We start from the raw sequence: 25,350 nt of genomic DNA, 5'->3' as shown, positions 1-25,350 counted from the left end.
CGCACCGTTGGTGCGGGTAATTCTATTTCCGGAATAAACAGACAGTTAGCAAACTGAAGCTGCTTTATCAGTTGGCCACGATTTTCTAAGTGCCACATAGGAAATCACAAAATTGGCAAACCAGCCAGCCGGTACAGCAAGCCAGACAAATTCGATACCAAAACGAGGTGCAAAAATCAAAGCAACTGCCAGGCGGATTGCAAGGTTTACCATATTGGCAACGAGAAACGGGCGCATGACACCAAGTCCACGGAGTACTCCATCTGTTGCCATCTTGATACCCATAAAAATGAAAAAGTAACCAAGCCATCTCATATAATCCCCGGACACCTGATATGCCAGGGCGGTTCCGTCTTTCCCCAGGAATAATGAGGAAATCTGGGTATGCAGCGTTTCAATGACTATAAAAGCAAGAACTGCAAAACATAAATCCAACACCAGTGCCGCATGATATCCTTTTTTGATACGTTCCATTTTCTTTGCGCCAAAATTCTGGGAAACATACGGTGAAACTGCATTTCCAATGGATACAAAGATCAGTGAAAAAACGTTCTCTACCCGCATCGTTGCCGAATAACCGGCAAGTGCCTGTGTACCGAATGGATTTACAACTGCCTGTACGATCATCATGCCAATTGACACTGTAGACTGCTGAAGGACAGATGGCACAGCAATCCGAAGCATGGAATGCAATTCCTTCCCATCAAACCAGTCAAAATGACTTTTATATCGACGCATCCGGCTAAAGAAAATCAAAAGTGAAAACACTGCCGAAATCCCCTGCGCAATGAGGGTTGCAAGAGCTGCACCAAATACCCCCAAACCAAGTCCGGCCACCATCCAGAGATCCATAAAAATATTCAAAATAGAAGAAAATATCAACAGTCCCAATGGAATCTTTGATTCACCGATCGAGGTAAACATTGTTGAAAGGATGTTATACATAAACAGAAACGGAAATCCCACAAAATAAACACGAAGGTACAGTACTGCTTCATCCAGTATATCAGCAGGTGTCTGTAATAAACTCATCATCGAATGGGAAAAACAAAAGCCAAATATACCCAGAAGTACGCTTAGAATCAGGAAGCTGATCAATGATGTTGACACGATTGTTTTCATTTTACTATAATCTCTGGCTCCAAAATAACGGCTCACGAGCACTCCTGCACCTACACCGGCACCCAATGCTATACAAATGAAGACATTCGTAAGTGCGGCGCAGGCACCGACTGCCGCCAGTGCAGACGAACCAACAAACTGACCTACGATAATAGAATCAGCCATATTATATACTTGTTGAAAAAAGCTGCCTAAAATCATAGGCATTGCAAAAACAGTTAATGCTTTAAGAGGCGCATCTGTAATTAAATATTCATCTTTTGACATTCTCCAGTTCCTCCTACTGTTTATTTTTTTCGTACTTCCTCAATTCCTCCAGTGCCTCTCCACCCATAGGATACAAAGTCACAATATTAAAAATCGTCATAAGTCCGATTCCCACATCGCCAAGATCCCATACAATATGATAAGCCGCAATTCCTCCGATAAAGAGCATCACAAGTGCAAGGATTTTATATGCTGTCTGCCAGCACCACTTATCCCCTAAAAGATATGCCACATTTCCTCTTGCATAAAACAGGATTCCAAGAAACGTTGAAAAGCTGAAAAGGAACAACGTAACCGCAATAAAGATCACGCCAAATTTACCGAGATGATAATTCATTGCTGTCTGCAAAAGCTCCATTCCTTCCAGTCCTGCTATCATCTTTTCTGGTACAAGAAGCATGATCATCGCCGTACAGCTGCAGATCACAATTGTATCTATAAATACACCCAATGCCTGTATAAATCCTGCTTTTACAGGCGTATCACATTCTGCAGCCGCAGCTGCGCATGGTGCTGATCCCGAACCCGCTTCATTGGAAAATAACCCTCTTTTTACACCATTCATAAGAACTGCTCCGAACCCTCCGGCTGCTGCCTGACGGATCCCAAACGCTTCCTGGATAATCCGCTCAAATACACCCGGAAGGCTTCGGATATTCAACAAGATAATGACTATTGTAATCACAAAATAGCAGACTGCCATGATTGGAACCAGAATATCCAACACCTTTACTGTGGCATTTTTTCGCAGTACGATCACTGCAGCAACGACTACCAGAATCACCGTCGTAAAAATTGGCGGAATCCCAAATGCATTTTCAAAAGAAGATGCAACCGAATTACTGATCACCTGACTGATCCCGGCCCAGCAGATAAGCCCTGAGATTGCAAAGAGCACCGCAATACAGACATGTTTCTTTGTCTTTCCTGTCCGTCTCTCTACATAATGATGCATATAATATGCCGGACCTCCGCGGTAGCCTCCGTAAAGCGGATCTTTCTCTTTATAAAGCTGTGCAAGCGTTGCCTCGATAAATGCGGTTGAAGAACCGATGACTGCTGTGATCCACATCCAGAATACCGCACCGGCACCACCTGCGGAAACGGCAGCGACTACTCCTACCAGATTTCCCATTCCGACTCTTGTTGCAGTTGAGACGATCAGTGTCTGAAAAGTCGACAGACTGCCATCTTCCTTCTTTTTCCCGGTAAGCGCGCGAACCATATCTCCAAAAAGACGAACCGGCAAAAATCTTGTTCTGATCGTAAAATAGATTCCTGTGGGAATCAGCAAAATAATAAGCAGTGACACACCAAAAGAGGAGCCTCCCGGAAGTGGTATCCTTAAAAGATCTCCCCATAAAAATTGGTATACTGCCTGAATCCATGTAGTTAGCATTTCTCTTGTTTCCTTTTCTTTAAATTATTGTTCTCGTTTATCTTATCACAAAGCTATTCTTTAAAATACAAAAAACACGGAAATATTCCGTGTTTTTTGTATTTACATCCTCTTTTTAGATTATTCTCCCCAGCGAAGTCCTTTTCCGGCTTCTACTGCCTTATCATAAATCACTTTTGCTGCTACCAGATCCTGCGCAGCAACTCCTACGGTTTCATATACGATAATTTCTTCGTCATTTTCACGTCCTTTGATCTTTCCATTGATCACATCTCCAAGACTTCCAAGCACATCTTCTTCTGTAATGATTCCGTCTGCGATCGGAATCAGAAGATCTCCCGTTTCTGAAAGTGCCGCCTCTTTTGAATCACAGATAATCTTAGATGCTCTCGGCAGAACAGCCGGATCCAGCTCATGCTTGTGCGGTTCATAGGTACCTACGCAACTGATGGTTGCACCGGCTTTTACCTTTGTCCCGTCAAATACCGGTTTTGCCGAAGGCGTCACTGTGATGATCAGATCTGCATCTTCGATACAGTCATCCGAATCCTTGACCGGTATGATTGTTGCACCATATTTGACCAGTTCCTTCTGCATTTCTTCGGCAAATGCTTTGCATCTTTCTTCATTCAGGTCAAAGATCTTTACTTCTTCCAGCTTTCTTGCTGCAAGCATTGCCTCAAGCTGAGCTGCTGCCTGTCCCCCTGTACCGATCATTGCACCTTTTTTACATTCCTTTTTTCCAAGCAGATCGAATGCTGCACCGGAAGAAGCCCCCGTACGAAGCTGTGTCACATAAGTTCCATCCAGCATCGCGATCACATATCCTGTCTTTCCGTCAATCAGCATAGTCTGCGCCGGTGATGTCATCAGATTGTTATCGATATTGTGTGGAAAAATGTTGATCACCTTCATGGCTGCTGCATCTAATTCCGGAGCATAGGCCGGCATAAACAGAAATGCGCCGTCATATTTTCCATTGATGACTGTACGAAGCGGTGTATCTACCGTACCATCGACAACCATCTTAAATGCCTGCTTATCCGCTTCGATCATATCTTTCATTGTAATTACACTTTTAATATCCTCTTTTGAAAGCAATAACATACCCGTTCTCTCCTTATCCATACCAATACTTTTATTCGTGATGATATCCGTAGTCTGCATCCAGTGCCCATGGCTGCATTGCACCGCCTTCTTCTGCCGGTCTGCAGTTCTGTGCGTAAATATTTAAAACACCCTTCTGCTGCTTAAGTGGCGGACGTACCCAGAATTTTCTTCTTTCTGCTAAAATCTCATCGGATACGAGAAGATTGACGGTTCCCCCTGCAATGTCCATCTCAATTTCATCACCATTTTCGATCAAAGCAATCACACCACCGTCATAAGCTTCCGGAGAAACATGTCCGACGATTGCTCCGTAGTTGAATCCGGAGAAACGCGCGTCTGTGATAAGCCCGACCTTTTTATCAAGTCCAAGTCCGATCAGCGCATCGATACTAAGCATCAGCTCTTTCATACCCGGTGCTCCTTTACAGCCTTCATAGCGAATAACAAGAATGTCCCCCGCAACAATCTCGCCTGCCATAATGGCTCTATATGCATCCTGATCGCATTCATACACTTTTGCCGCACCTTTGATGTATTTTACTTCTTCATATACTGCTGTCGGACGTACGATCGCCCCTGCCGGAGAAATATTTCCCCGCATGATTTTAAGTCCCGGTTCTTTTGCAACAGGATCTTCCAGCGAATGAATGACTTTATTTGGCGCGCTTTTCACAGAATCGAGGAGTTCACCCCAAGTTGTATCCCCGTAAATCGTCGGCGCATCGGTATGGATTTTACCGGCAAGCTGCTTCATGACCTGCTTTACACCGCCGGCATAATGAAAATCTACAACTGTATACGGTCCGCTTGGAATCACTGCATTGATGCAGTAAATTTCCTTCGCATACTTTTCAAAATCTGCCAGTGTAAGCTTGATACCAAGTTCATATGCGTATGCCAGGATATGCAGTACCGCATTGGTTGATCCTGCAACTGCCATATCAAACATGATCGCATTTTCCAGAACATCTTTGGTGATCAGATCTTTTGGTGTCTTTCCGGACCTGGCAAGCTGTACCATGTATTTTCCTGCTGTTCTTGCAGCCCGAAGTCTTGCATTATCTGATGCAGGAATCGTAGATGTTCCCGGCATAACAAGGTTCAATACCTCACCTAACATCTGCATCGTGTTGGCTGTTCCCATAGAAGGGCATGCACCAAAAGACGGGCAGACGCTTTCTTCCATTTCAAATAACTCAGCTTCGGAAGCACCTGAGAATCTTGCCGCATCCAGATCTGCCTCTACAACTGTCTTACCACAGTAATTTCCGGCCTGCATTGATCCCCCGGTCACTACCAGAGCCGGAATGTCCAGTCTGCACGCTGCCAGATAACATCCGGCAATGATCAGATCACAGGATGCCACACAGCAGATCGCATCGAAATTATGTATTCTGGATACAAATTCGATGGACATTGCCACGATATCTCTTCCTACCTGCTCATACTTCATCTCATCCGCACCATTTGCCACATTTCCGCAAGTAGCCGGGATTCCGAATTCTACCGGGATTCCTCCTGCTGACCAGATTCCCTCTTTTACAGCTTCTGTCACCTGGCGAAGATGCGCAGTTCCTGGAGAACCTGCCATGTAAGAATTCGGTATTCCGATATGCGGTTTCTGACGGATATCTTCATCCGAATATCCTGCCGCCTTCATCATAACACGGCGGTGTGCCGCTTCTGTTCCGTTCCAGTAATTGTATCCCATTATTCTTCTCCTTTAATTCATGATACACTTAAACTCCTTTAAATTTCATTCCCCTGTTCTATGCTATTCCAGTTTCCGGTCATTGAAAAGTCTGTAAAACTGATATCAGACTTCACTTTTTCTTAATACATTGTTAACTCTTTGATTTGCGCTTATATTTTCACTTTTTCTTATGTTTGATTTTAAAAAAATTTATGTAACTGTTCAGAGCCAACCTTCAAAATGCTACACATTTCGTCGGTGTGGCGTATCCGCCAAATAAAATCCCACGGATATTGATTATCTTCCTTATATTAAGTAAGATAGTAAAAGAGCATTGTTTATCAACACCACGGGAGGTTTCATCATGTCTAAATACGATGTGATTCTTGATGTCTATGAGAATCAGAGCATCTCTAAAGCTGCTCAAAAACACAACTACACACAATCAGCTGTCAGCCAGACCATTCGCAATTATGAAAAAGAGATTGGTCTTAAGCTGTTCAAGCGTTCAAAAAACGGAATGGAAGCACTTCCCGGAACAGAACCCATCTTTGAAGAACTTATGCATATCCGCTCCGCCAATACACGGATCAATCAAATTGTATCAAATATCAACAATCTGGACAGTGGCTTTATCCGCATCGGAACGGTGCAGAGCATTGCCTATAACTGGCTCCCCGGAGTACTGAAAAATTTTTCTGCCGAATACCCGAATATCACCTTTCGGCTCTATGTTGACGGATTTCAGAACCTGACGGAAAAGCTTCGCAAAAAAGAACTGGACTGTATTTTTGTTTCGCAATATGTCGCAAAGGATTTCCCTAATCTGCCTGTCGGCACCGACGAACTGGTTCTGGTTACTTCTCTGGATCATCCTCTTGCCGATCAGCTGACGGTATCTTTTGCCGATATTGACGGACAGGATTTTGTTCTGTCCGCCGATGATTTTGATTATGAAACCGGAAAATTATTTCGCTTAAATCATATCACGCCTAACGTAAGATTCCGGATCAATGAGGACTATACTGCGATCAAAATGGTGGAACAGGGTTTTGGGATCACCGTACTTCCAAAACTTCTGCTTCATAATATTCCATTCAACGTCTGTGTCCGTTCCTTTACCGAACATTTTCGGAGAAACCTGGCCGTAGCCTATTTGGATACGCCTGAGCTTTCTCCTGCACTTGATAAGTTTCTTAGCTTTGTCACCAAATGGGCCAAAGAGTGTAAGCTGATCTGATTTCCTGTCACACACAAAACGGCACAAAGTTCTTCTATGACTTTGTACCGTTTTGCGCGTAACTTTATTTTGTTTATTTTCTCAGACCATCTCTGAGCGCATCCAGATTATTTCTCTATAATTCCGTATTTATAACCACTTTCTTTCATTAATTCAAGGTATGGTTTCGGATCAAAATATTCCGGTGCATAGACCCCAGCTTCTTTCCAGATTCCTCTTCCGATCAGCTCCAGTGCAAGTGCTGCTCCAAATCCTGTCTGGGCGGTAACAGCCTGGGTTCCCCATCTTTCGATAGACTCCTGATTATCAAATGGCTGATACAGGAAGTATTCTTTTTCCTTTCCGTCTTTCTTTCCGATACACTGTACTCCGACCAGCATTTTTCCGGTCATCTCATCTCCGATATCTTTTGGCTGTGGTGCACACGCTGCAACCACATCTCGTGGAACTACCTTCACATCCCCTACCTGCACCGGCTTGATACTGCGAAGTCCCAGCTTATCCAGCACCTTAAGTGCCGTGATCAGATTCTCATCAAGACTGATCTTGAAGGTTGCCTTTTTCAATCCATACTGGCTTAAGTAGCGTGCCATCGTCACGACTTCCTCATGCTCTACCTTTACCAGGGTATTCTTTCCTACTCCTTCCGGCATCTCGTAAACTTCCTGTCCTGCAAATGCTTTTTCTACGATAAATCCACCCTTATCTTTATCATACTCCACATTCGGATTCATCACCTCATCCAGCACTGTCCACACGTTGAATCCAAACATGATATCATCCGGATCTGCACCAGGAACAGACAGATTTCCGCCATCTTTTACATGAACTTCTGTGATCTCATCCAGAAGCTCTGTCGCTGCGTATTTTGCAAATACATTTACAACTCCCGGATCAATCCCCATACAGATCACAGCCATATTCCCCTGTTTCTTCCAGGCTTCATGACGGTCAAAATTGTATTTTGTCATTGGTTCTGTATAGCTGTTCTCGATTCCCAGACCATACGCCGGATCTTCCATAGGTACAGACCAGGTTCCCATACTTCCGTAGTCTGCACCTGTTTTAAACGCAGCGTCAAAAATCATATTACTTGCAAAAGGCGGTGCCGCATCCATCACAAAATCAATCTTATGTTCCCGGATCATTTCTGCCATTTCCTCTGTATTTGTCGCATCGATCTTAGAAGCTTCAAAACGGGTATCCCCCTTCATCATAGTAACAACTTCTTCTGCTCTTTTTAGATCATAGTCACAGACCAGAACATATTTCAGCCATTCCCCCTTCCGGTCTCTCCACTGCATTACTTTTAAAATACTTTCACCGACAGCACCGGCTCCCACAAGCATCATTCTCATCTTTTTTCCTCCTGCTTTTCCTTTTCTTCTGTCAAATTTTATTCAAAAAATGCCCTTTCCCTTCTTCCTCGGATATTACTTTTGTATGCCACCACGTACCCCTGCTAACAATCCCATCTCATATAAGTGCCCATATAAAAAGGACAGAAAAACAGACGCACGAAATAAATCGTTCATCTGTTTTCTCTGTCCTTTTACCAGTTGGTTCTAGCCTCGTAGGTGGTGCTCTCTTTGCACACTCTCCAAAGATTCGTCAGGTCGCCTTCCTTTTTGCCTGTCAGTTTCCACGAAAGGAAGATGTTACCTTACGCTTTGCTTCTTCGGCCCCTTGCGGTGTCTAGGACGTCCCTCATCCGACATATTCTTGATAAATTTAAGTTTACCCTTTTTTATCTGTCCGGTCAAATCTTTTATTTCTTTCCTCCGAAAATAGCCCCCATAAAGCGGATATAAGTATATACCACCAGTACCACTGCAATGATTGTCTCAATCAAAACAATATATTTGAGGAATGGCATCGGATGTCCCATATTTGCTGCACAGACCATCGTCTGTTTCGTTGCGATCGCACTGATAACAAACGGGAATGTGAAAGCTGCATAGCTTGGGAAGAATGGCATCTTCAGATAGCCTGCTGCTTTTACCAGGGAAAAAATATAAATAACCGTTGCAACTACGAACATTGCCATCAGGAAACCATAAGATTTTGGTGTTACCGACTGCACATATCCTGCGATACACAGACTGGTCGGCGCCGCATAAATACAAATCAGCGGTTTCGCCGGATCCGGTACTTCTTTGAACTTTACATAACGATAGGTTACAAGTACAAGAAGTACGATCAGTGTTACAAATCCAAACCAGAATGCTGCAGTTCCGATTCCAAGTTGCTCATAAGCCGGTGCTGTAACAGCCGCTACAGCAATTCCTACATATACAATATAATAGCTTGCAAATACTTTCGGCATCTGAAGTTTCAGAACAAACTTCACCGTAAAGTATATGATCAGAATGATGTGAAGAATGATTGCCAGAAGCCATATGTAATAAGCTGCCTTTCCGATAAACGGTTTTACATAAGTGCTGAGAATCATAAGTGCCATCGGAAATGTTCCTGATACGCTTGCCATGATCGGATTTCCCATATCTTCTTTCACTGCTCCCGGGAACATGATCAGCTTCAAAAGCACCAGTATCAGAAGAAATGCTGCGAATATACCGCATACATAACGGATTCCTTCTGAATAGCTCTGAAGTAAATTTCCAAGTGCTGCCGCGCCAAGCATGACTCCGCAAAGCGGAATCGGTACTTTCTTAATTACGTCTTTCATTGTTTCTTTCCCTTTCTCTCATCAAGCGGCTGTCGTTACCACTTTATTTAGATATCTGCAATTTTTCTTCTTTCGCACGGTTCATCAATTTCATCCAGATTCTTGATACCAAGCTCACGACAGACGATCTGCGCTACCTTCCATGCACAAAGTCCTGTAAAATAGATACACTGTTCTTTGTGTTCACCCTGTCCCATATTGAATTCCTTTGTAAGAACTCTGCAGCAGATTGCATTTTTACCATTTGCCCGTTTAAACCAGTCATGAAGTTCGTGTGTCAGTTCCATGCACTTCACGCTCTTTGGATTTGTAGGTCCGTCCTGCTCTGTACGTCCGAAAAAAAGTCCAAGTGCAAGGATTCCTCCGTTAAATGCACCACATACACATCCGGATTTTCCTGCTCCCACAGCCATTCCGGATGCCATAGCTACAACTTCTTTCGGTACATCCAGTTTAAATTCATCACGAATCGTACTTACCAAAGCTTCACAGCAATAGTATCCGTCTTTAAAACACTTTTCTGCCTTTCTCTGCACTTCTCTTGGACTGATTTCTGTTACTCCGATATTCATTTTCAAAACCTCCTGTAAAATTGTATTTGTGCCGGCGCGATTATTTGTATATTCCGCCAACATCCATGTATTACCATTATATTCTTTTGTGCACTTTATTCAAATTCATTATTTCTATAAATATTCCATTATTATAGTTATTCTCTATTTTTATACAATTGTCGATAAAAAAGTCACAAGCTATACTCCGCTTTTTCATGCATTCTGTATAGTTTGTGACTTACCCGCAACTTTTCGTTACTACTTATCAACTTTTTTCTTATCGTGTAATCTCTCCTGAGCGAATCTTTTGCAGCCATTCCTGCACGTGTTTCCGGAAACACTGCACGCCTTCATTCTCTTCTTCATCCCGTCTTGTGATCATGCAGGCTTTCCATTCATATCTTCCATCAGAAAACGGGATCAGCTTCATTCCGTCTTCCCGCATGTCATTATAAATAAAATCTACTGCCACAGAAATCCCTTTATTTTCCTTTACCATCTTGTGGCACAGACTAAAACCGCTGGTCTGAAAAATAATATCCGGCTCAAAACCGGCTTTCTCACATTTTTCTACGATCAGATGATAGATATGAAACTGACTGCTCTCAATAAACATCGGCTCTCCCTGCAGATCTTCAATCGTAACACTTTCTTTCTGTGCAAGCGGATGCTTTTCATTTACCAGAAGCCTAATTGGAAATGTTTCCAGCGGCACAACCTGATATAAATGCTCATCAAAATCTCCGATGGAAAATGCCACATTTCCTTCATTACCGGCAAAAAGCTGTTCGACTGGAAGATCCGGATATTCTCGGTAATGGAACTCAATATCCGGATACTTTTCCTTGAATGCCACAAGACAGTCCGGCGTAAGCAGACGCAAGATTCCATATGCTGACAAAAGATCTACAACCTTCTTCTGTCTCTGCTCAATATGCAGAATATCTTTCTTTACCTGATAATAATCGTCTACATCCTTCAGCGCATACTCGCGGAATCTCTCTCCGCTTTCCGTAAGTTGCATCCCGGACTTATCCCGGATAAACAACTGACATCCCATCTCTGTCTCAAGGTTCTTCAGTACCTTACTTGTTCCCTGCGGTGTCATATAAAGGATTTTGGATGCTTTGGAAACACTGCCTTCCTGTGCGATCGTCAGAAATATTTTCAAATCATGAATATCCATCTATTTTCTCCCTCTTTTACTCATATTTCTATTATAACACACTTCGTTTGTTTTTTCTAACCACCCATTCAACACTTTTAACCGAAAATTAAATCCAGTTGCAGTCTCCACCGGTAATTGCAAGACTCAGAAGTCCATCCATTTTCTCTACTTCTTCTTCACCAATGATCTTTTCCAGTAATTCTGCCGTGTCCAGAGCATCTTCCATGGATTCGTCTGGTCCGATCTCATAGTCGATCTCTGCCTCACATTCCGGACATGGGATCCGGTTCATTGTCTGTAAGGATAAGAAACGGTTCCCACATTTTTTACATTCATAAAATCCGCACTCTTTTGTGCCATCTGGTACGTAGTACATCGTATTTTAACTTCCTCTCCACATTTTAGTTTTTATATACAAAACATTCTCTCTTTTGTATGATCTTCCACTGCCTAGTATACACTATCTGACATATAAAAGTATAGTGTTATCCAGTTCATGCCCAAGCAAAAAAAGGACCATTTCCCATTTCTCAGGGAAACAGTCCTTTCACTTATCTTCAATTATTCTTCGACTTTCACCGGATTGGTCACACTTACCTTGTGATCATACCAGACTCCTTTTTTTCCGAGCAGAGCCACATCAAATTCTTTATCCAGTTCAGGAACCGGAATATCAAATCCATAAACTTCTTCTGTTGCACCGTCGCTATAGGTTACCGTATCTGTTGTAGGTTCCAGAAGTTCTGCACCATCTTTCTGTGCATCTTCGGATGTTCCTTCAAACAGGTTGACGATATTCTTAGAAACCAGGCTGACATGGATCGTCATTTTCCCATCTTTTACTGTGAGTGTTCCTTTTCCGTCATTCGCTTCATTTACATGAAACATTCCGCTGTCAGTTTTGAACTCTGCTGTGTAGGTTCCGTCTTCAAGCTCACACTCTGTCTGTTCCTCTGTTTCCTCTTCTTTAGCAGAAGAGTTTTCTGCTGTCTTTGCTTTCGTATCTGATGTGTCTGATTTTGCACCGCATCCACTCATCATTCCCACTGCCATTACAGCGGATAATACCAATACTAACAGTTTCTTTTTCATCTTATAAATCCCTCTTTTTTTATTTATTCTGCATCAATTGCAGCCTGTGTATGTGCCACATAAAGCTGCTGGATCGCATCGATCTCACCAAGACCTGCAATCTGTGTATCAATACTGTCAAATGCTCCGGATGCTTCAAACTGGCTCTTCCAAGAATCGTCATCATCGCCTGCCATATCGTTGTTTGCATGATCTCCTGCTACAACCATCAGTGGACGAAGGATTACTTTCTTGTATCCTGCATCTTTCAGCTTTTCAATTACTGCTTCACAAGCGGTATCTTCCGGTTCGCCTTCTACGGTTCCGATAAATACATTCTCATAACCAAGCTGTTCCATCTGTGCCTGCATCTGAGAATAGCTGATCTTTGCTGTATGAGAAGTTCCATGTCCCATAAATACAAATGCGGTTCCCTCTTCTTTTGCCGCATCCAGGCTGTCAAATCCAGCTGTCTTTACAGCTTCTGCTGTAATTGCTTCTGCAACAGCTGCTTTATCCTCATTGATCGCTGTTTCATCCGCTCCGACTTCACCGAGAAGTGGTTCTGCAATTTTTACAGATTCAAATTTATCTTTGTAGTTCTCAACTGCTTCTGTCAGTTCATCATACTCGGCACCATGCATCAGATGTGTCGGCTGTACGACCAGGTTCTTAACCCCGTTGTCGACTGCTCTTTCCAGTGCCTGATCCATATTGTCGATCTTCTCATCATCACGGGCCTGTACATGGTTGATGATGATCTGTGCTGTAAATGCTCTTCTTACAGACCAGTCCGGATATGCTGCCTGAAGTGCTTTTTCCACACCACCGATATCCTCTGCACGGCTGTCATTAAAAGATGTACCAAAGCTTACAACCAGAATTTCATTTTCTCCGATGTTATCTTCGTTCAGCGGATCATCTTTCGCTGCATCGCCTGTATCCCTTCCAAAATAATCCGGATCAGCGTTCTCGCCTTCTACCAGTTCTTTCTGTGTATCAGTAAGCTTATCCCAGGCTTCTTTTGCAGCCTTACACTGTTCATCTGTCTTGTCTGTTCTTTCCTGTACATAAATGTCATCGATCAGCTTTGCCACTTTGTCTGCTGCCTCCTGATCGCTGTCTTCGGATGTTTCTTCTGTCTTTGTAGAAGAAGTGTCCTCTGTCTTCTTGCTTCCACATCCAGTCATCATAGACACCGTAAGTGCTGTTGCCAATAATGCTACTAATACTCGTTTCTTCATCTTGATCCTCCCTGACTTTTTTGTCATACTTTCAGGAATCGGAATGATATTCATTACACTTTACAGCATATTTTTTGTAAGCAAAAAAATCCCCCGTATCTAAATTTAACGAGGGCGTACAAAAAAGAAACTGACATTTTGCCCTCTGCAAAATCAGTCTGAAGTTTCTATCTTTCGTACTGCCAGTTACTCGTGGCATGAACTTTCCGTTCCTGTACTGCGAAAGGCAGGTCTCCCGACTGATTGCTCAGACGCTTGTGGCTTTCCTTCCCGGTCTCCCAGTGGTATGACAGCCTAAGCTTGCAAATTACGGTGACGAGTTCATACAGGACTTGCACCTGTTTCCCTTTTCACCAATCCAGACATTCCGTCTGATTGACACCTTACGCATCTGTATTTATTTTTCTGAAACAAGCCTATTCTAGCACAGGCGTATGAATAGTGTCAAGAAAGGCTTGTCTGCTTCAGCACCGGCATCCGGAAAATCTGCACGATCAGCGGAATCACCATAACAAACCACACAATCGGCTCCGCAATGATAACCCCCGTGTATCCAAGATGTGGAACCAGTGTAAATGCGATCACTATTTTTCCAAGCATCTCAAGTGTACTTGATACGATCGGTGTAATATGGTCATCCAGTCCCTGCATGGCATTTCGCACAATGCAGATTACTGCTGTTACATAATAAAACAATGTATCAAATTTCAGATATCTGGTTGCATTTAAGATCACATTTTCATTATATGTACCTGTTACCAGATAGACCAGTTTATCTCCAATCGTGTAGCTTGCCACGATCACAAGTGTACACCAGATACAAGTATAGAAAATCGCAAGCCAGATCCCTTTTTTGATCCGGTCGATCTTTCCTGCTCCAAGGTTCTGTCCACAGTAGGTCGCCATCGTATTACCAAATACTGTAAACATGATCATGAACATTTCAGTCAGCTTCCGGGCCGCTGTCTGTGCTACGATATAATCATTTCCAAGTTTATTGATCGCTGTCTGAAGCGTCAGGGAACCGATATTGATCAGAGAACTCATGAATCCCATGGACATTCCCGCACCCAACATATTTTTCACCATAACCGGATTCGGATCTTTAAAATCTTCCCGACTAAGTCTTAACAGTTCATATCTCTTTACCATATAAATCCAGCACACAACAAAGGCGATTGCCTGTGCCAGTACCGTTGCGATCGCAGCTCCCCGCACTCCGCTTTTCAGCACTACGACAAAAAGCAGATCCCCAACAATATTCAGTGCAACTGAGATTGCCAGGATCACAAGAGGCGTCACGGTATCTCCGAGTGACCGGAGTGCTGCCGCACATGCATCATAAAGAAATGTTGCCACAAGCCCTGCAATGATCACGAAAATATAGCTTTTTGCCGTTGCCATCAGATCTGACGGAACATTCAGTATATTTAAGATCGGCTGTAAAAATAACAATCCGAACACCGTAAAAAATATTGCAATTCCTGTACCCATGGTCAGCGACATTGCGAATGATTTCTTCACATTTTTATAATCCTTTGCACCGAATTTCTGTGCGATGATAATGGCGAATCCACCGGAAAGTCCCTGCAGAAATCCTACGATCAGATTACTTAAGGTTGTGGTCGCGCCGACAGCCGCCAGCGCGTCCTCTCCCAGGAAAGTTCCGACAATTCTGGTATCCACAAGACTGTATGTAAGCTGCAGAAGATTTGCGAAAAAGATCGGCAGCGCAAAAGCCAGTATCAGTGTGGATGGTTTTCCTTTTGTTAGATCTTTCATATTTTAAATTTCATCCTGTCTAATTTTTCTTGTCCATCAATCCGAACTGTATCGTAACGCAGGTCGCAATAATCAGTCCAAACATATAGAACGAATATTTCAGTACATTAAGCGGTGATACATCAGCAAGTGCCGTAATCATCAGCATACCACCATCATGTGGCATCAGTGCAATAAATGCGCAGGCAAAGATATCCACCAGACTGGCAAGTCTCTTCGGTGCGATCTTATATTTTTCCCCGATTTCTTTTGCGATCGGACAGGTAACAATGATTGCGATCGTATTATTTACCATAGCTGCGGAAAGGATACCTGACATCAGTCCGATTCCATATTCCGCACCACGTCTGCTCTTGATCTTGCTGCTGATCGCGCCCACCAGCCATTCAACACCGCCATATTCACGTACAAGACCGATGATACCGGATACAAGAATGGCAACGATACTGATGCTGAACATATCACTCATACCACTTCCAATTGCCTGGATCCATTCAAAAAATCCACAGCTTCCGACACAAAGTCCAATGATACCGGATGCAAGTATTCCGACAAAAAGGACTACTGCAACATTAACTCCCATAAGTGCCGCAATTAGAACAATAAAATAAGGAAGGACTTCGATGATACTATAGCTTCCTGCTTCGATTGCTCCGCTTCCGACTCCGCCAAAAATCGAGTACAGGATCATTGCCACAATTGCCGCCGGAAGAGCAATGAAAAAGTTCATTTTAAATTTGTCTTTCATCTCAGAACCACATCCTTCTGCTGCAGAAATGGTTGTATCTGAAATCATGGAAAGGTTATCTCCAAAATAAGATCCTCCGATCACTGCCGCACCGACTACCGCAACATTTAAATGCGCTCCCTGTGCCACATTGATCGCAATCGGAGCCATCGCTGCAATCGTTCCCATGGATGTTCCGATCGATGTAGAAATAAAGCAGCACATCAAAAATACACCCGGAACCAAAAGCTTCACCGGAATAAAATGCAGACAGAGATTCACAACCGAATCTTTTCCGCCCATTGCCGCTGCTGCTCCCTGGAATCCACCAGCCATCAGGTAGATCAGAACGATCATCATAACTCCTGAATTTCCCATGCTCGTTGTCATAATATTCAGCTTATCCTGTACACCAATGCCACGGTTAAGGAGAAGTGCTACCGCACACCCTGCAAGAAGCGCGACGTGACGCGGGAACTTTCCGAACGGTTCGTCTGCTCCAAGCAGGGTAAATGTAATCCCGCACCCTACATAACATACCAGAAATACGATCAGTGGAAGAAATGCCACTGCCCCCATATTTTTCTTTTGTTTGTCCATCTTTTTTCCCTCTCAATCCTCTTTTTATATTATTTTGCTGCCAGATGCTTATCCAGTGCATCTTTAAGCTGTGTCAGTGCCTGTTCCAAAGTCACACGCGGACAGGCAACATTGAATCTCTCAAACTGAGCGGTCTCCGGTCCGAAGATAATTCCCGAATCCAGCCACAGTTTTGCCTCTTCAAGCATCAGATGTTCCAGTTCTTCATTACTAAAACCATAACCAGAGAAATCAACCCATACCAGATAGGTTCCTTCCGGCTCTACCATCTTCGCTTTCGAGAAATTCTCTTTCACGAACTTGCTCATATATTTTACATTTTCATAAATATACTGCACCAGTTCATCTACCCACTCAGCACCTTTGGTGTAACATACCTTGACTGCAAGCTGTCCCATCAAACTTCCCTGGCTGTAAGCTGCCTGTGTATTCGCCCACTGGTATTTTTTCCGCAACTCTTCATTTGGAATGATGATATTTGCCGGCTGAAATCCTGCTACATTGAATGTCTTTCCAGGGGAGCTGTAAAGCGCAAGGATCTGACGGTACTTTTCGTCCAGATTCATACAGCTTGTGAACGTATGTCCCGGGAAAATGAAATCACAATGCATTTCATCCACCATCCAGATTACATTGTATTTCAGACAGATTTCTGCAACTCTTTCCAGTTCTTCTCTTGTCCAGACCCTGCCGACCGGGTTGTGCGGATTACAGAAGATCAGCGCTTTTACGCCTTCCTCCTGAATCATTTTTTCCATCTTTTCAAAATCAATTGAATAATGATTATTCTCATAGCGAAGCTGGCAGTTTACCAATCTTCTTCCGTCATTTTTTATTACTTCACTGAATGGATAGTAAACCGGCTGCATAACCATCATGGCATCTCCCTCTTCGGTAAATGCTCTTACGCTGGTTCCAAGTGCATAGACAATCCCAGCACCAAGTGTTACCCACTCCGGTTCGATCGTATATCCATAACGTGTGGAGAACCAATGGTTCATTGCTGCAAAATATTCATCCAGCGGATCCGTATAACCAAAGATTCCATGGTCAATTCTCTTGTGGAATTCATCCAGAATTTCATCCGGAAGACGGAAATCCATGTCTGCCACCCAGAGCGGAAGCAGGTCATCTCTTCCCTTTCGTTTCATTCCGAAATCATATTTCAGGCAGTCCGTTCCATGTCTGTCGATTACTTCATCAAAATTGTATTTTCCCATCTTATGCCTTCCTCCTTTTCGCAAAATTCTCTCGTTTTTTATACCTCTTTTTGTTAGACATGTCAATGTTTTTTCTATGGAAGTATAAAATAGAATGTACACTGACCCAATAAAAATAGCTGTGGATTGAACCGACTTCCAATCGTTAGAATTTAGGTCTAACTTTTGGGGCAGGTTCAATCCACAGCCATTTTTCCTTATGATTCTTTTATTTTATCGTATGCAAATATATGCCATATACACTGCATACATTCCAAGCATCGTAGCGCCTTCTCTTCGGTCGATCATTTTTGAAGTCCATGCAAACACCAGAACAACAAGACTCATCGCAATCAGTACAACCGTATCAATGATATTATCGGTAAGAAATTTCACTGGACTGATGGCAGCTGCAACTCCAAGTACCAACAGGATATTGAAAATATTAGAACCGATCACATTTCCGAGTGCCATATCCACTTCATTCTTTCTTGCCGCAACAATCGATGTTACAAGTTCCGGAAGACTGGTTCCCATCGCAACGATGGTAAGTCCGATAAGTGTCTGACTAAGTCCGAATGCGCTTGCAAGTGCAGAAGCACTGTCTACAACAAAATCACCGCCAAACTTGATTGCGATCATGCCGCCAACAATAAATAACGCACATTTCCAAAGTGGCAGGATCTGAATTTCTTCGTCTACTAATTCTCCCTCTTCGCGCATCATCTGACTTTCCTTGTGTGCTGCTCTTGCTTTCTTGGCAGAACCAATCATCCAGATCAGATAAGCTGCAAAAATAAGGAGAAATACACCGCCATCTAAATGTCCTAAAAGCATCCCGACATATCCAAGCACCATCAGCAAGGCCGCACAGATAATTGATAATGGAAACTCTTTTTTCAATGTATCTTTTTTTATCGTAAGAGGTGCAAATAACGCACAGGCTCCACAAACAACCATCAAGTTGAAAATATTCGATCCGACAACATTACTTACCGCAAGTGAGTTATTTCCTGTCAGGGATGCCGTTACACTGACCGCACATTCCGGAAGGCTGGTTCCCATTGCAACGATGGTCATACCGATGATCATCGATGGAACATGAAGCTGCTTCGCAACAGAAGAACTTCCTTCTACAAAATAATCTGCTCCTTTCATCAATAGAGCAAACCCTATAATTAAAATAATGATTGATTTTATAAGTGCCATGACCAAAACCTCTCTTTTAAATACTTCCTACCAAATTGCAACTTCCACTATAAAACAAGAAAATTTGGCTGTCAACTCTAAAGGCAGGGATTCGTGATATTTCACAAATCCCTGCCTTTTACTTGTTCTACCGAATAAAATTTGTCGGAATCTTTGCTTCTTTTTCCGGAAGTCCAAACTGCTCTTTTCCAAGTGCAATACTCTTCATAAGGAAAGTCATATTTCTTGCAAGTGTACGCATCGTCTGCCTTCCTTCCTCATCCTTTTCGGCCTCTCCCGGTGCTGCCCCATGGATGCTGTTCCAGTACTGGCTGGATGCAACCGGCATTCCGGAAATGGTAAAATATTTGTTCAGCTCATCAAATGTCGCAGAACATCCGCCACGTCTTGCACAGGCAACGCTTGCTCCCACTTTCATCGTTTTATCAAAATGACTGCTGTAGAACAGTCTGTCAAGACAGGCGATCAGAGTTGCATTTGCAGACGCATAGTACACCGGACTTGCGATTACAAGACCATCTGCTTCTTCAAACTTCGGAGCTAACTCATTCACTACATCGTCAAAAACACATTGTCCTTTTTCGTAGCAGGAACCACAGGCGATACAGCCACGGACTGCTTTGTTACCGATAACAACTGTCTCAACTTCTACTCCGTTTTCTTTGAAAATATTCTCCATCTCTTTTAATGCAATGGCTGTGTTTCCGTTTGCTTTCGGGCTTCCGTTGATCATAAGTACTTTTAAATTTTCTTTCATGATAATGATTCTCCTTTTCTGACAATTTACTACTTCTATTCTATCACTTTTTTTGGGTTTTGCAGAAAATGTTGTCAGGCGAATAAGAAAATAAAACGAGACAAATCCAATTGTTGTGCAATGGAGAGAAGACTCAGAAATTGTGGAAGCCTTTGCTGACACAATTTTCACTCTCAGAGGCTTCTCGGAATGCCCTGCGCAACGGATTTGTCCCGTTTTATTTTCTTATTCGCCGTCAATCCTGACAACGCTTACTTTCCTTCCCCTTCCGGGAAAATAATCTTATTTACGAAGAAGAATACCACCATCGATACCCCTCCATTCAACACTGTCGTTCCAATATTGTATAACCATCCCGGCACAAACATCCCGGCTACCGCAACCCAGATACAGTTGATCGAGTTTACGATACAGGTAACAATACAGAATGCGATCAGATACCAGAATGCCTGATACCATACTTTTCCTTTACTGCGGAATACAAAATTTCTCTGGATCGGAAAGTTAATACACTCTCCGACTACCATCGCGATCATGTACGCACAAAAATAAGGAAGTCCGCCATGTGCGGCGTCATATCCGATGATGTTCCACTTGAAAGTCTCACCGAATAAAGTAATGTCAATTCCCGGAAATCCGAAATCTACTTTTGGAAGTCCTGCAAATGCCAACGGCAGGAACAACAAGAGTAAATATTTGAGCACTGTGATCAGGTTGCTGACGATCACGAACAGACCGCCCTCCCGGATCCATTTGGAGGCTCCTGGCTGTTTGCCGCAAAGTGCTTTGGACATGCGGCGATTCCTTTACTCTGGATTCCACGCACATAGGCTGCTGCCATCTTTCCTGCGTGATACGGATCCTCTGAAAAATATTCAAAGTTTCTTCCGCACAGTGGACTTCTCTTGATATTCAGTCCCGGTCCAAGGATCACATTGACTCCCATGGTAACTGCTTCTTCCGCAAGTGCCTCTCCGATTTCTTCTCCAAGTGCCTCATCCCAGCTGTTTGCAACGCCTGCTGCCGTCGGGAAACAGGTCGCCGGAAGGCTGGCGTTTAATCCAAGATGATCCCCTGCTCCTGCCTGCCTTCTCAGCCCGTGAGGCCCGTCTGACATTGTCATCGATGGAATTCCATATTTTTCAAAATCTACCGTCTCCCATGTATTTTTACCTGACATCATCCGTGCTTTTTCTGCTAATGTCATTTGTTTTATGATATTCTCATACTTCATTTTCATTTTGAAACCACCTTATTTATTCTATCTCTGTTTCTTTTCCTGCTGAAAATAGCATAACACAGAAAGCAGGCTGTAAAAGCCTGCTTGCATAAATGGTTGAAAATTCTTCACGAACTGCATTTTTAATTACATTTTTCAGTTATAACTTTTTTATATTTTGCTTTACTGCGCAGTTGAAAAATGATAATATTTATCAACATAATACATTTAACCGGGAAGCCGGGGGACGTGCTGCACCCGCTCCGAGCCTGTCGGAGGTGGTGCTAATGAGTACATATGAAGAATTACAACTCATCGTATCCGTTGCGGTACTTATTGTTGCAATACTTAATTATACACATAAAAAGTAGCCGTCCTAAACTTTTGGCGAGTTGACGACTACTTTCTAAACTAGATTATTTTCGCCGGAGTGGGTAAATTGCGGTTACCTTCCGACTTTCCTGTTAAGTGTATTATAAAGCACATATATAAATTTGTCAAATACACAAAAATAGTGCAATAGCAATGCTACTACACTATACACTAAAGTGGAGAATACGAGATTCGAACTCGTGACCTCCTGCTTGCAAGGCAGGCGCTCTCCCAACTGAGCTAATCCCCCATATGACGTTTGCGACTTAATTAAAATATCACAAACGTCCCTCTTTGTCAACTGTATCTGCTGATTTTATAACATCTGTATCATTTCTACAGCTGTGTTTATTTTGCTCAAATATTCTCTACTATTTCTTTTCCGTATTTTTATACGCCGTCTCATAGAACACTTCCTGTGAATCCAGCTTTTCTTCATTGATATCACGATCTACATAATCGCCGTCTGCAGTCAGTTCTTTTCCTTTTTCATCATCCTTCATCATGGTGTCAAACATCCAGTCCAGTCTTTCACGCAACGTATCATCCAGAACCGGAGCTGCAACCTCCACACGTCGGAGCGTATTTCTCGTCATATAATCAGCCGATGCAATATACACTTTTTCTCTGTCCGGCGTTCCGAAACGATAAATACGGGAATGCTCCAGAAATCTTCCGACAATGCTGATTACTTTAATATTTTCTGTGTATCCTTTGATACCAGGAATCATACAGCAGATTCCACGGACGATCATTTCAATCTTCACACCTACCTGTGATGCTTCCACAAGCTTCTCAATGATCACTTTATCAGTCAGTGAATTGATCTTGATTCCGACATACGCATCTTTCCCGTTCTTTGCGTGACGTATTTCCTCATCGATCATATCGAGTACTTTATTCTGGAGACATTTCGGTGCAACCAGCAGGATGTGCGTTTCCTCTATCGTCTCACCGCGCAGCAGACATGCAAATACTTCTGCCGCTTCTTTTCCGATTTCCTGCTTTGCTGTGATCAGTGACAGGTCTGTATATAAAGTAGAAGTCTTTTCATTATAGTTACCGGTTCCGATCTGAGTAATATATTCCAGACCTTTATCTGTCTTTCTGGTGATCAGGCAAAGTTTTGAATGTACCTTGAATCCATTCAGACCATAAATTACACGGCATCCGGCTTCTTCCAGCTTTCTGGAATATTCAATGTTACTTTCTTCATCAAATCTTGCACGGAGTTCAACCAGTACCACCACTTCTTTGCCATTTTCCGCTGCCTCAACCAAAGCATCTACGATCTGGCTTCGAACTGCCAGACGGTACAAGGTCATCTTGATGGACACTACAGAATCGTCTCTTGCCGCTTCATAAAGCAGGTTGGTAAATGATTTAATATTTTCAAATGGATAAGATAACAGAACATCTTTCTGCTCAATCTGTGCGATCAGACTTTCTTTTTCTTTCAGCTGCGGTGTCATTCGCGGACTCCTCTTCTGATAGAACAGCTTTTCCTTTTCTGCTCCTTGCATTCTCAGATAATTCTGGATTGCAAATACAAATGATAAATCAAGTGGTACTCTCGACATAAATACGTGGTTTTTATCCATATGAATATATTTGCAGATCTCTGCGATCAGCTTTTTGTTGATCTTTCTGGAGAATTCCATGCGGACAGGATTCATACGTTTTCTCTGCTTTACCAGATTTTCCATGGCATCTCTGTAATCCATATCTTCATCATAAATGGTTTCTGTATCAATATCCGCATTTCTCGTAATTCTCAGGAGAGATTTTTCTTTGATTTCATATTTTTTAAATAATTTCGGCAGAAAATGAAGGATCAGTTCTTCCGAGAGCATAAAGGTTCCCGGTCTGGTCGGAATGTCGATCAGACGCTTAAATACATTGTTACTGCACGGAATGATCGCCGTTTTTGTCTTTCCACCCTTCGTTGCAAGCAGTGCAACCGCATAGATCTCTTTATTCTGTAAGAATGGAAACGGCTGCTGTTTGCTGATGATATTCGCAGACAGATATGGTGCAATTTCATTATCAAAGTAAGTTTCCAGTAATTCCCCTTCTTTTCCTGAAAGCTTGTTGAAATTGATAATCCGGATTCCCTGCGGCTCCAATTCTCCCATTAACTGCTCGTAAATAACTGCTTTCTTTATATCAAGCTCTCTTGTTGCATCAATAATCGCTTTTACCTGCTCTTTGCTGGTCATATTGGTTTTATTCTCACGGACTACTTCCGATGATTCATCTGATCCATCAGTGTACCTACCCGCACCATATAAAATTCATCCAGATTAGATTGATAAATAGACGCAAAAGTAAGTCGTTCTGCTAAAGGTACTCTCGGATTCCCTGCTTCATTTAATACCCTCTCATTAAATTTTAACCATGACAGTTCCCTGTTCATCATATATGGTTCTGGTTTTAACTGCTTCTTTTTCATTTGTCTACTTATCTCCTTTTGCTAATTTGAATATTTTATAGCTACGCTTAAGAATTAATTATACATCTGAATCCGCTTTCATATCTACCTTCTTAAAGAACTGTTTTTGTAAAATCCATGTAAAATGATGCTTATACCAACTGACTTCCATATAATTCCCGGTCGGTAATCTTTGGTCATCTTCATTTCAATACTTTGCGATATCCCAAATATCCTGAAATCACACCGAACAGAATTCCTCCAAGAACATCTGTCGGATAATGTACATACAGATATAACCTTGATATTGCGATCATACATGCCAGCACAAGCGCAAATTTCCAAAGCTTCTTTTCACCTGCCAGATACAAAGCTGTTACCGAAGCAAACGAAGCCGCCGTATGTCCGGACGGAAAAGAATAATCATGAAGCTTTGCTACCAGAAGGTGTACTCCTGTATTCACATCATACGGTCTTGTCCGTGCTACAAGATTTTTCAAGACAATATTGCAAAGTAATACATCTACTACTAAAGCAACCACCATAACCGCACCGCTTTTTCTCGTTTTAGGAATCAGAAGCAATACTATGCTCAACACAATCCATATAATTCCTGCATCCCCAAGTCTTGTGATAAATACCATGATTTTATCCAGAAAAGGCGTATGCAACGTCTGGATCCAATCCAAAATACTTAATTCAATGTTCATAAATTTCCTCCTGCTTTCTTCATCAGTATTTTTACTTTTCTATAGAATAACATAGATTACAGTTTATATGAATTTTTAGAATTACAAATTTTTTACAAACAATCTTTTGAAAAATGACGGTTACACAGGGCGTAACTTCAATCGTCCCGGATTTCAGGCAATGCTTGCAGAAGCCGAAGCCGGGAAAATCGGCACAATTATCGTCAAGGATATGAGCCGTTTCTGCAGAAACTATCTTGAGGTCGGCTTTTATACTGAGATTCTGTTCCCCAAGAAGCAGATACGCTTTATTGCAATCAATAACAGCGTGAGAGCAATGCTGCGCATAGAGCCAAAACCAAGGCGGAACGCTGGGCGGCGAATGACGGTCATAAGTACCCGAAGCGTATCTGCGAACAGTGCGGCAAAGCGTTTTATCCGAACAGCACAAGGCAGAGGTTTTGCAACACCGACTGTACAAAATTCCATCAGCAGACAGAAGCAATGTTTTCTCGGCTGGTAAAGCAGCTTTTCGAAAAAAGAGGGCGTAACGGAAGCCCTCAAAGCGGAAATTAAATGTTGTGGGTGCAGAGGATGAACAACATCCGTAGCGCTGCTATGGAAATCGTTTCGAGTGAGCTTATATACTGTTAATACTAAGTAAGAAAAGTCGCTGTCAACAGACGGCGGCTTTTCCTTTGCGGGTAGTATTCAAGAAGTCATAAAGTTCCGTGAGTAATGAAAGAAGCCAGCGTTTGCGGAAATGTCACAATTTAATGCGGAAAAATATCAAATGCCAGTTGCTTTT

At 42.6% G+C, this 25,350-nt stretch carries 20 protein-coding genes, 1 tRNA gene, 3 pseudogenes and 1 riboswitch; of the genes and pseudogenes, 3 read left to right on the top strand and 21 right to left on the bottom strand.

Going from position 1 to position 25,350, the window contains the following annotated elements; translation table 11 throughout:
- Nucleotides 1–45 precede the first annotated feature (45 nt).
- The 4 genes from PG766_RS04780 to ilvD all read right to left on the bottom strand — a co-directional run bounded on the left by PG766_RS04780 (nt 46) and on the right by ilvD (nt 5,609).
- Nucleotides 46–1,389: an MATE family efflux transporter gene (locus tag PG766_RS04780; protein WP_055296536.1), complete on the bottom strand. Its 1,344-nt coding sequence runs from the start codon at nt 1,387–1,389 to the stop codon at nt 46–48.
- A gap of 13 nt (nt 1,390–1,402) precedes the next feature.
- Entirely contained in the window at nt 1,403–2,788 is a 1,386-nt protein-coding gene (locus tag PG766_RS04775) for an alanine/glycine:cation symporter family protein (RefSeq protein ID WP_118219390.1), read from the bottom strand.
- A 120-nt stretch (nt 2,789–2,908) separates the two neighbouring features.
- Entirely contained in the window at nt 2,909–3,895 is a 987-nt protein-coding gene (locus PG766_RS04770; protein ID WP_118219402.1) for an ornithine cyclodeaminase family protein, read from the bottom strand.
- A 31-nt stretch (nt 3,896–3,926) separates the two neighbouring features.
- Nucleotides 3,927–5,609: a dihydroxy-acid dehydratase gene (ilvD, locus tag PG766_RS04765; protein WP_270590532.1), complete on the bottom strand. Its 1,683-nt coding sequence runs from the start codon at nt 5,607–5,609 to the stop codon at nt 3,927–3,929.
- 346 nt (nt 5,610–5,955) lie between these two features.
- Between ilvD and PG766_RS04760 the strand changes: the two genes are divergently transcribed.
- Nucleotides 5,956–6,831 carry a LysR family transcriptional regulator gene (locus PG766_RS04760; RefSeq protein ID WP_270590531.1) on the top strand — a complete coding sequence of 292 codons (876 nt, stop codon included), beginning with the start codon at nt 5,956–5,958 and terminating at the stop codon, nt 6,829–6,831.
- Nucleotides 6,832–6,938: 107 nt separating this feature from the next.
- Here the strand turns inward: PG766_RS04760 and PG766_RS04755 are convergent, their stop codons facing one another.
- From PG766_RS04755 to PG766_RS04675, 17 genes and pseudogenes are all read right to left on the bottom strand, one after another.
- A complete protein-coding gene (locus PG766_RS04755) occupies nt 6,939–8,189 on the bottom strand; it encodes a saccharopine dehydrogenase family protein (protein WP_270590530.1) in 1,251 nt (416 codons plus the stop codon).
- Between the two features lie 410 nt (nt 8,190–8,599).
- Nucleotides 8,600–9,520, bottom strand: coding sequence for a TDT family transporter (locus PG766_RS04750; protein ID WP_270590529.1), 921 nt, complete (start codon nt 9,518–9,520; stop codon nt 8,600–8,602).
- A 47-nt stretch (nt 9,521–9,567) separates the two neighbouring features.
- Entirely contained in the window at nt 9,568–10,092 is a 525-nt protein-coding gene (locus PG766_RS04745) for a C-GCAxxG-C-C family protein (RefSeq protein ID WP_117557864.1), read from the bottom strand.
- Nucleotides 10,093–10,351: 259 nt separating this feature from the next.
- On the bottom strand, nt 10,352–11,260 hold the full coding sequence (locus tag PG766_RS04740) for a LysR family transcriptional regulator (RefSeq protein ID WP_270590528.1): 909 nt from the start codon (nt 11,258–11,260) through the stop codon (nt 10,352–10,354).
- 88 nt (nt 11,261–11,348) lie between these two features.
- Nucleotides 11,349–11,618, bottom strand: coding sequence for a hypothetical protein (locus PG766_RS04735; RefSeq protein ID WP_008368773.1), 270 nt, complete (start codon nt 11,616–11,618; stop codon nt 11,349–11,351).
- A gap of 185 nt (nt 11,619–11,803) precedes the next feature.
- Nucleotides 11,804–12,334 carry a hypothetical protein gene (locus PG766_RS04730; RefSeq protein WP_195250607.1) on the bottom strand — a complete coding sequence of 177 codons (531 nt, stop codon included), beginning with the start codon at nt 12,332–12,334 and terminating at the stop codon, nt 11,804–11,806.
- 23 nt (nt 12,335–12,357) lie between these two features.
- Nucleotides 12,358–13,557, bottom strand: a complete 1,200-nt coding sequence (locus tag PG766_RS04725) for a sirohydrochlorin cobaltochelatase (protein ID WP_270590527.1) — start codon at nt 13,555–13,557, stop codon at nt 12,358–12,360.
- A gap of 208 nt (nt 13,558–13,765) precedes the next feature.
- A riboswitch (cobalamin riboswitch) is annotated at nt 13,766–13,958 on the bottom strand.
- A 43-nt stretch (nt 13,959–14,001) separates the two neighbouring features.
- A complete protein-coding gene (locus PG766_RS04720; protein WP_195502563.1) occupies nt 14,002–15,339 on the bottom strand; it encodes an MATE family efflux transporter in 1,338 nt (445 codons plus the stop codon).
- A 19-nt stretch (nt 15,340–15,358) separates the two neighbouring features.
- Nucleotides 15,359–16,666: a Na+/H+ antiporter NhaC family protein gene (locus PG766_RS04715; protein WP_022220055.1), complete on the bottom strand. Its 1,308-nt coding sequence runs from the start codon at nt 16,664–16,666 to the stop codon at nt 15,359–15,361.
- A gap of 29 nt (nt 16,667–16,695) precedes the next feature.
- The gene (locus tag PG766_RS04710) at nt 16,696–17,886 is read right to left on the bottom strand and encodes a MalY/PatB family protein (RefSeq protein ID WP_270590525.1); all 1,191 of its coding nucleotides are present in this window, start codon (nt 17,884–17,886) and stop codon (nt 16,696–16,698) included.
- 213 nt (nt 17,887–18,099) lie between these two features.
- Nucleotides 18,100–19,074, bottom strand: a complete 975-nt coding sequence (locus tag PG766_RS04705; RefSeq protein WP_008368789.1) for a calcium/sodium antiporter — start codon at nt 19,072–19,074, stop codon at nt 18,100–18,102.
- Between the two features lie 127 nt (nt 19,075–19,201).
- Nucleotides 19,202–19,831, bottom strand: coding sequence for a flavodoxin family protein (locus PG766_RS04700; protein ID WP_117824198.1), 630 nt, complete (start codon nt 19,829–19,831; stop codon nt 19,202–19,204).
- A gap of 251 nt (nt 19,832–20,082) precedes the next feature.
- The gene (locus PG766_RS04695) at nt 20,083–20,625 is read right to left on the bottom strand and encodes a GtrA family protein (RefSeq protein WP_117824199.1); all 543 of its coding nucleotides are present in this window, start codon (nt 20,623–20,625) and stop codon (nt 20,083–20,085) included.
- Nucleotides 20,592–21,071 (bottom strand): annotated as a pseudogene (locus PG766_RS04690) (glycoside hydrolase family 3 N-terminal domain-containing protein); the annotation flags it as partial. The pseudogene PG766_RS04690 and the gene PG766_RS04695, both read right to left, overlap by 34 nt.
- Nucleotides 21,072–21,599: 528 nt before the next feature.
- Nucleotides 21,600–21,672: transfer RNA gene (locus PG766_RS04685), tRNA-Ala, on the bottom strand.
- Between the two features lie 121 nt (nt 21,673–21,793).
- Nucleotides 21,794–23,874, bottom strand: a pseudogene (ppk1, locus tag PG766_RS04680) (polyphosphate kinase 1).
- Nucleotides 23,875–24,056: 182 nt separating this feature from the next.
- Nucleotides 24,057–24,563 (bottom strand): phosphatase PAP2 family protein, encoded by a 507-nt coding sequence (locus PG766_RS04675; RefSeq protein WP_270590524.1) that lies wholly within the window; start codon nt 24,561–24,563, stop codon nt 24,057–24,059.
- 106 nt (nt 24,564–24,669) lie between these two features.
- On the opposite strand from PG766_RS04675, the pseudogene PG766_RS04670 reads away from it, so the two are divergent.
- Together PG766_RS04670 and PG766_RS17225 are read left to right on the top strand one after the other, a co-directional pair.
- A pseudogene (locus PG766_RS04670) lies at nt 24,670–24,873 on the top strand (recombinase family protein); the annotation flags it as partial.
- A 245-nt stretch (nt 24,874–25,118) separates the two neighbouring features.
- Complete coding sequence (locus tag PG766_RS17225; protein WP_317258981.1) at nt 25,119–25,196, top strand: TnpV protein; 78 nt, start codon at nt 25,119–25,121, stop codon at nt 25,194–25,196.
- The last annotated feature ends 154 nt before the right edge of the window (nt 25,197–25,350 follow it).

It is taken from the genome of Coprococcus sp. LG101-27, assembly GCF_027695515.1.
GTDB lineage: Bacteria > Bacillota > Clostridia > Lachnospirales > Lachnospiraceae > Allocoprococcus > Allocoprococcus comes.
Note: the sequence above shows the minus strand (reverse complement) of the source record. Positions and strands in the feature narration are given on the sequence as shown.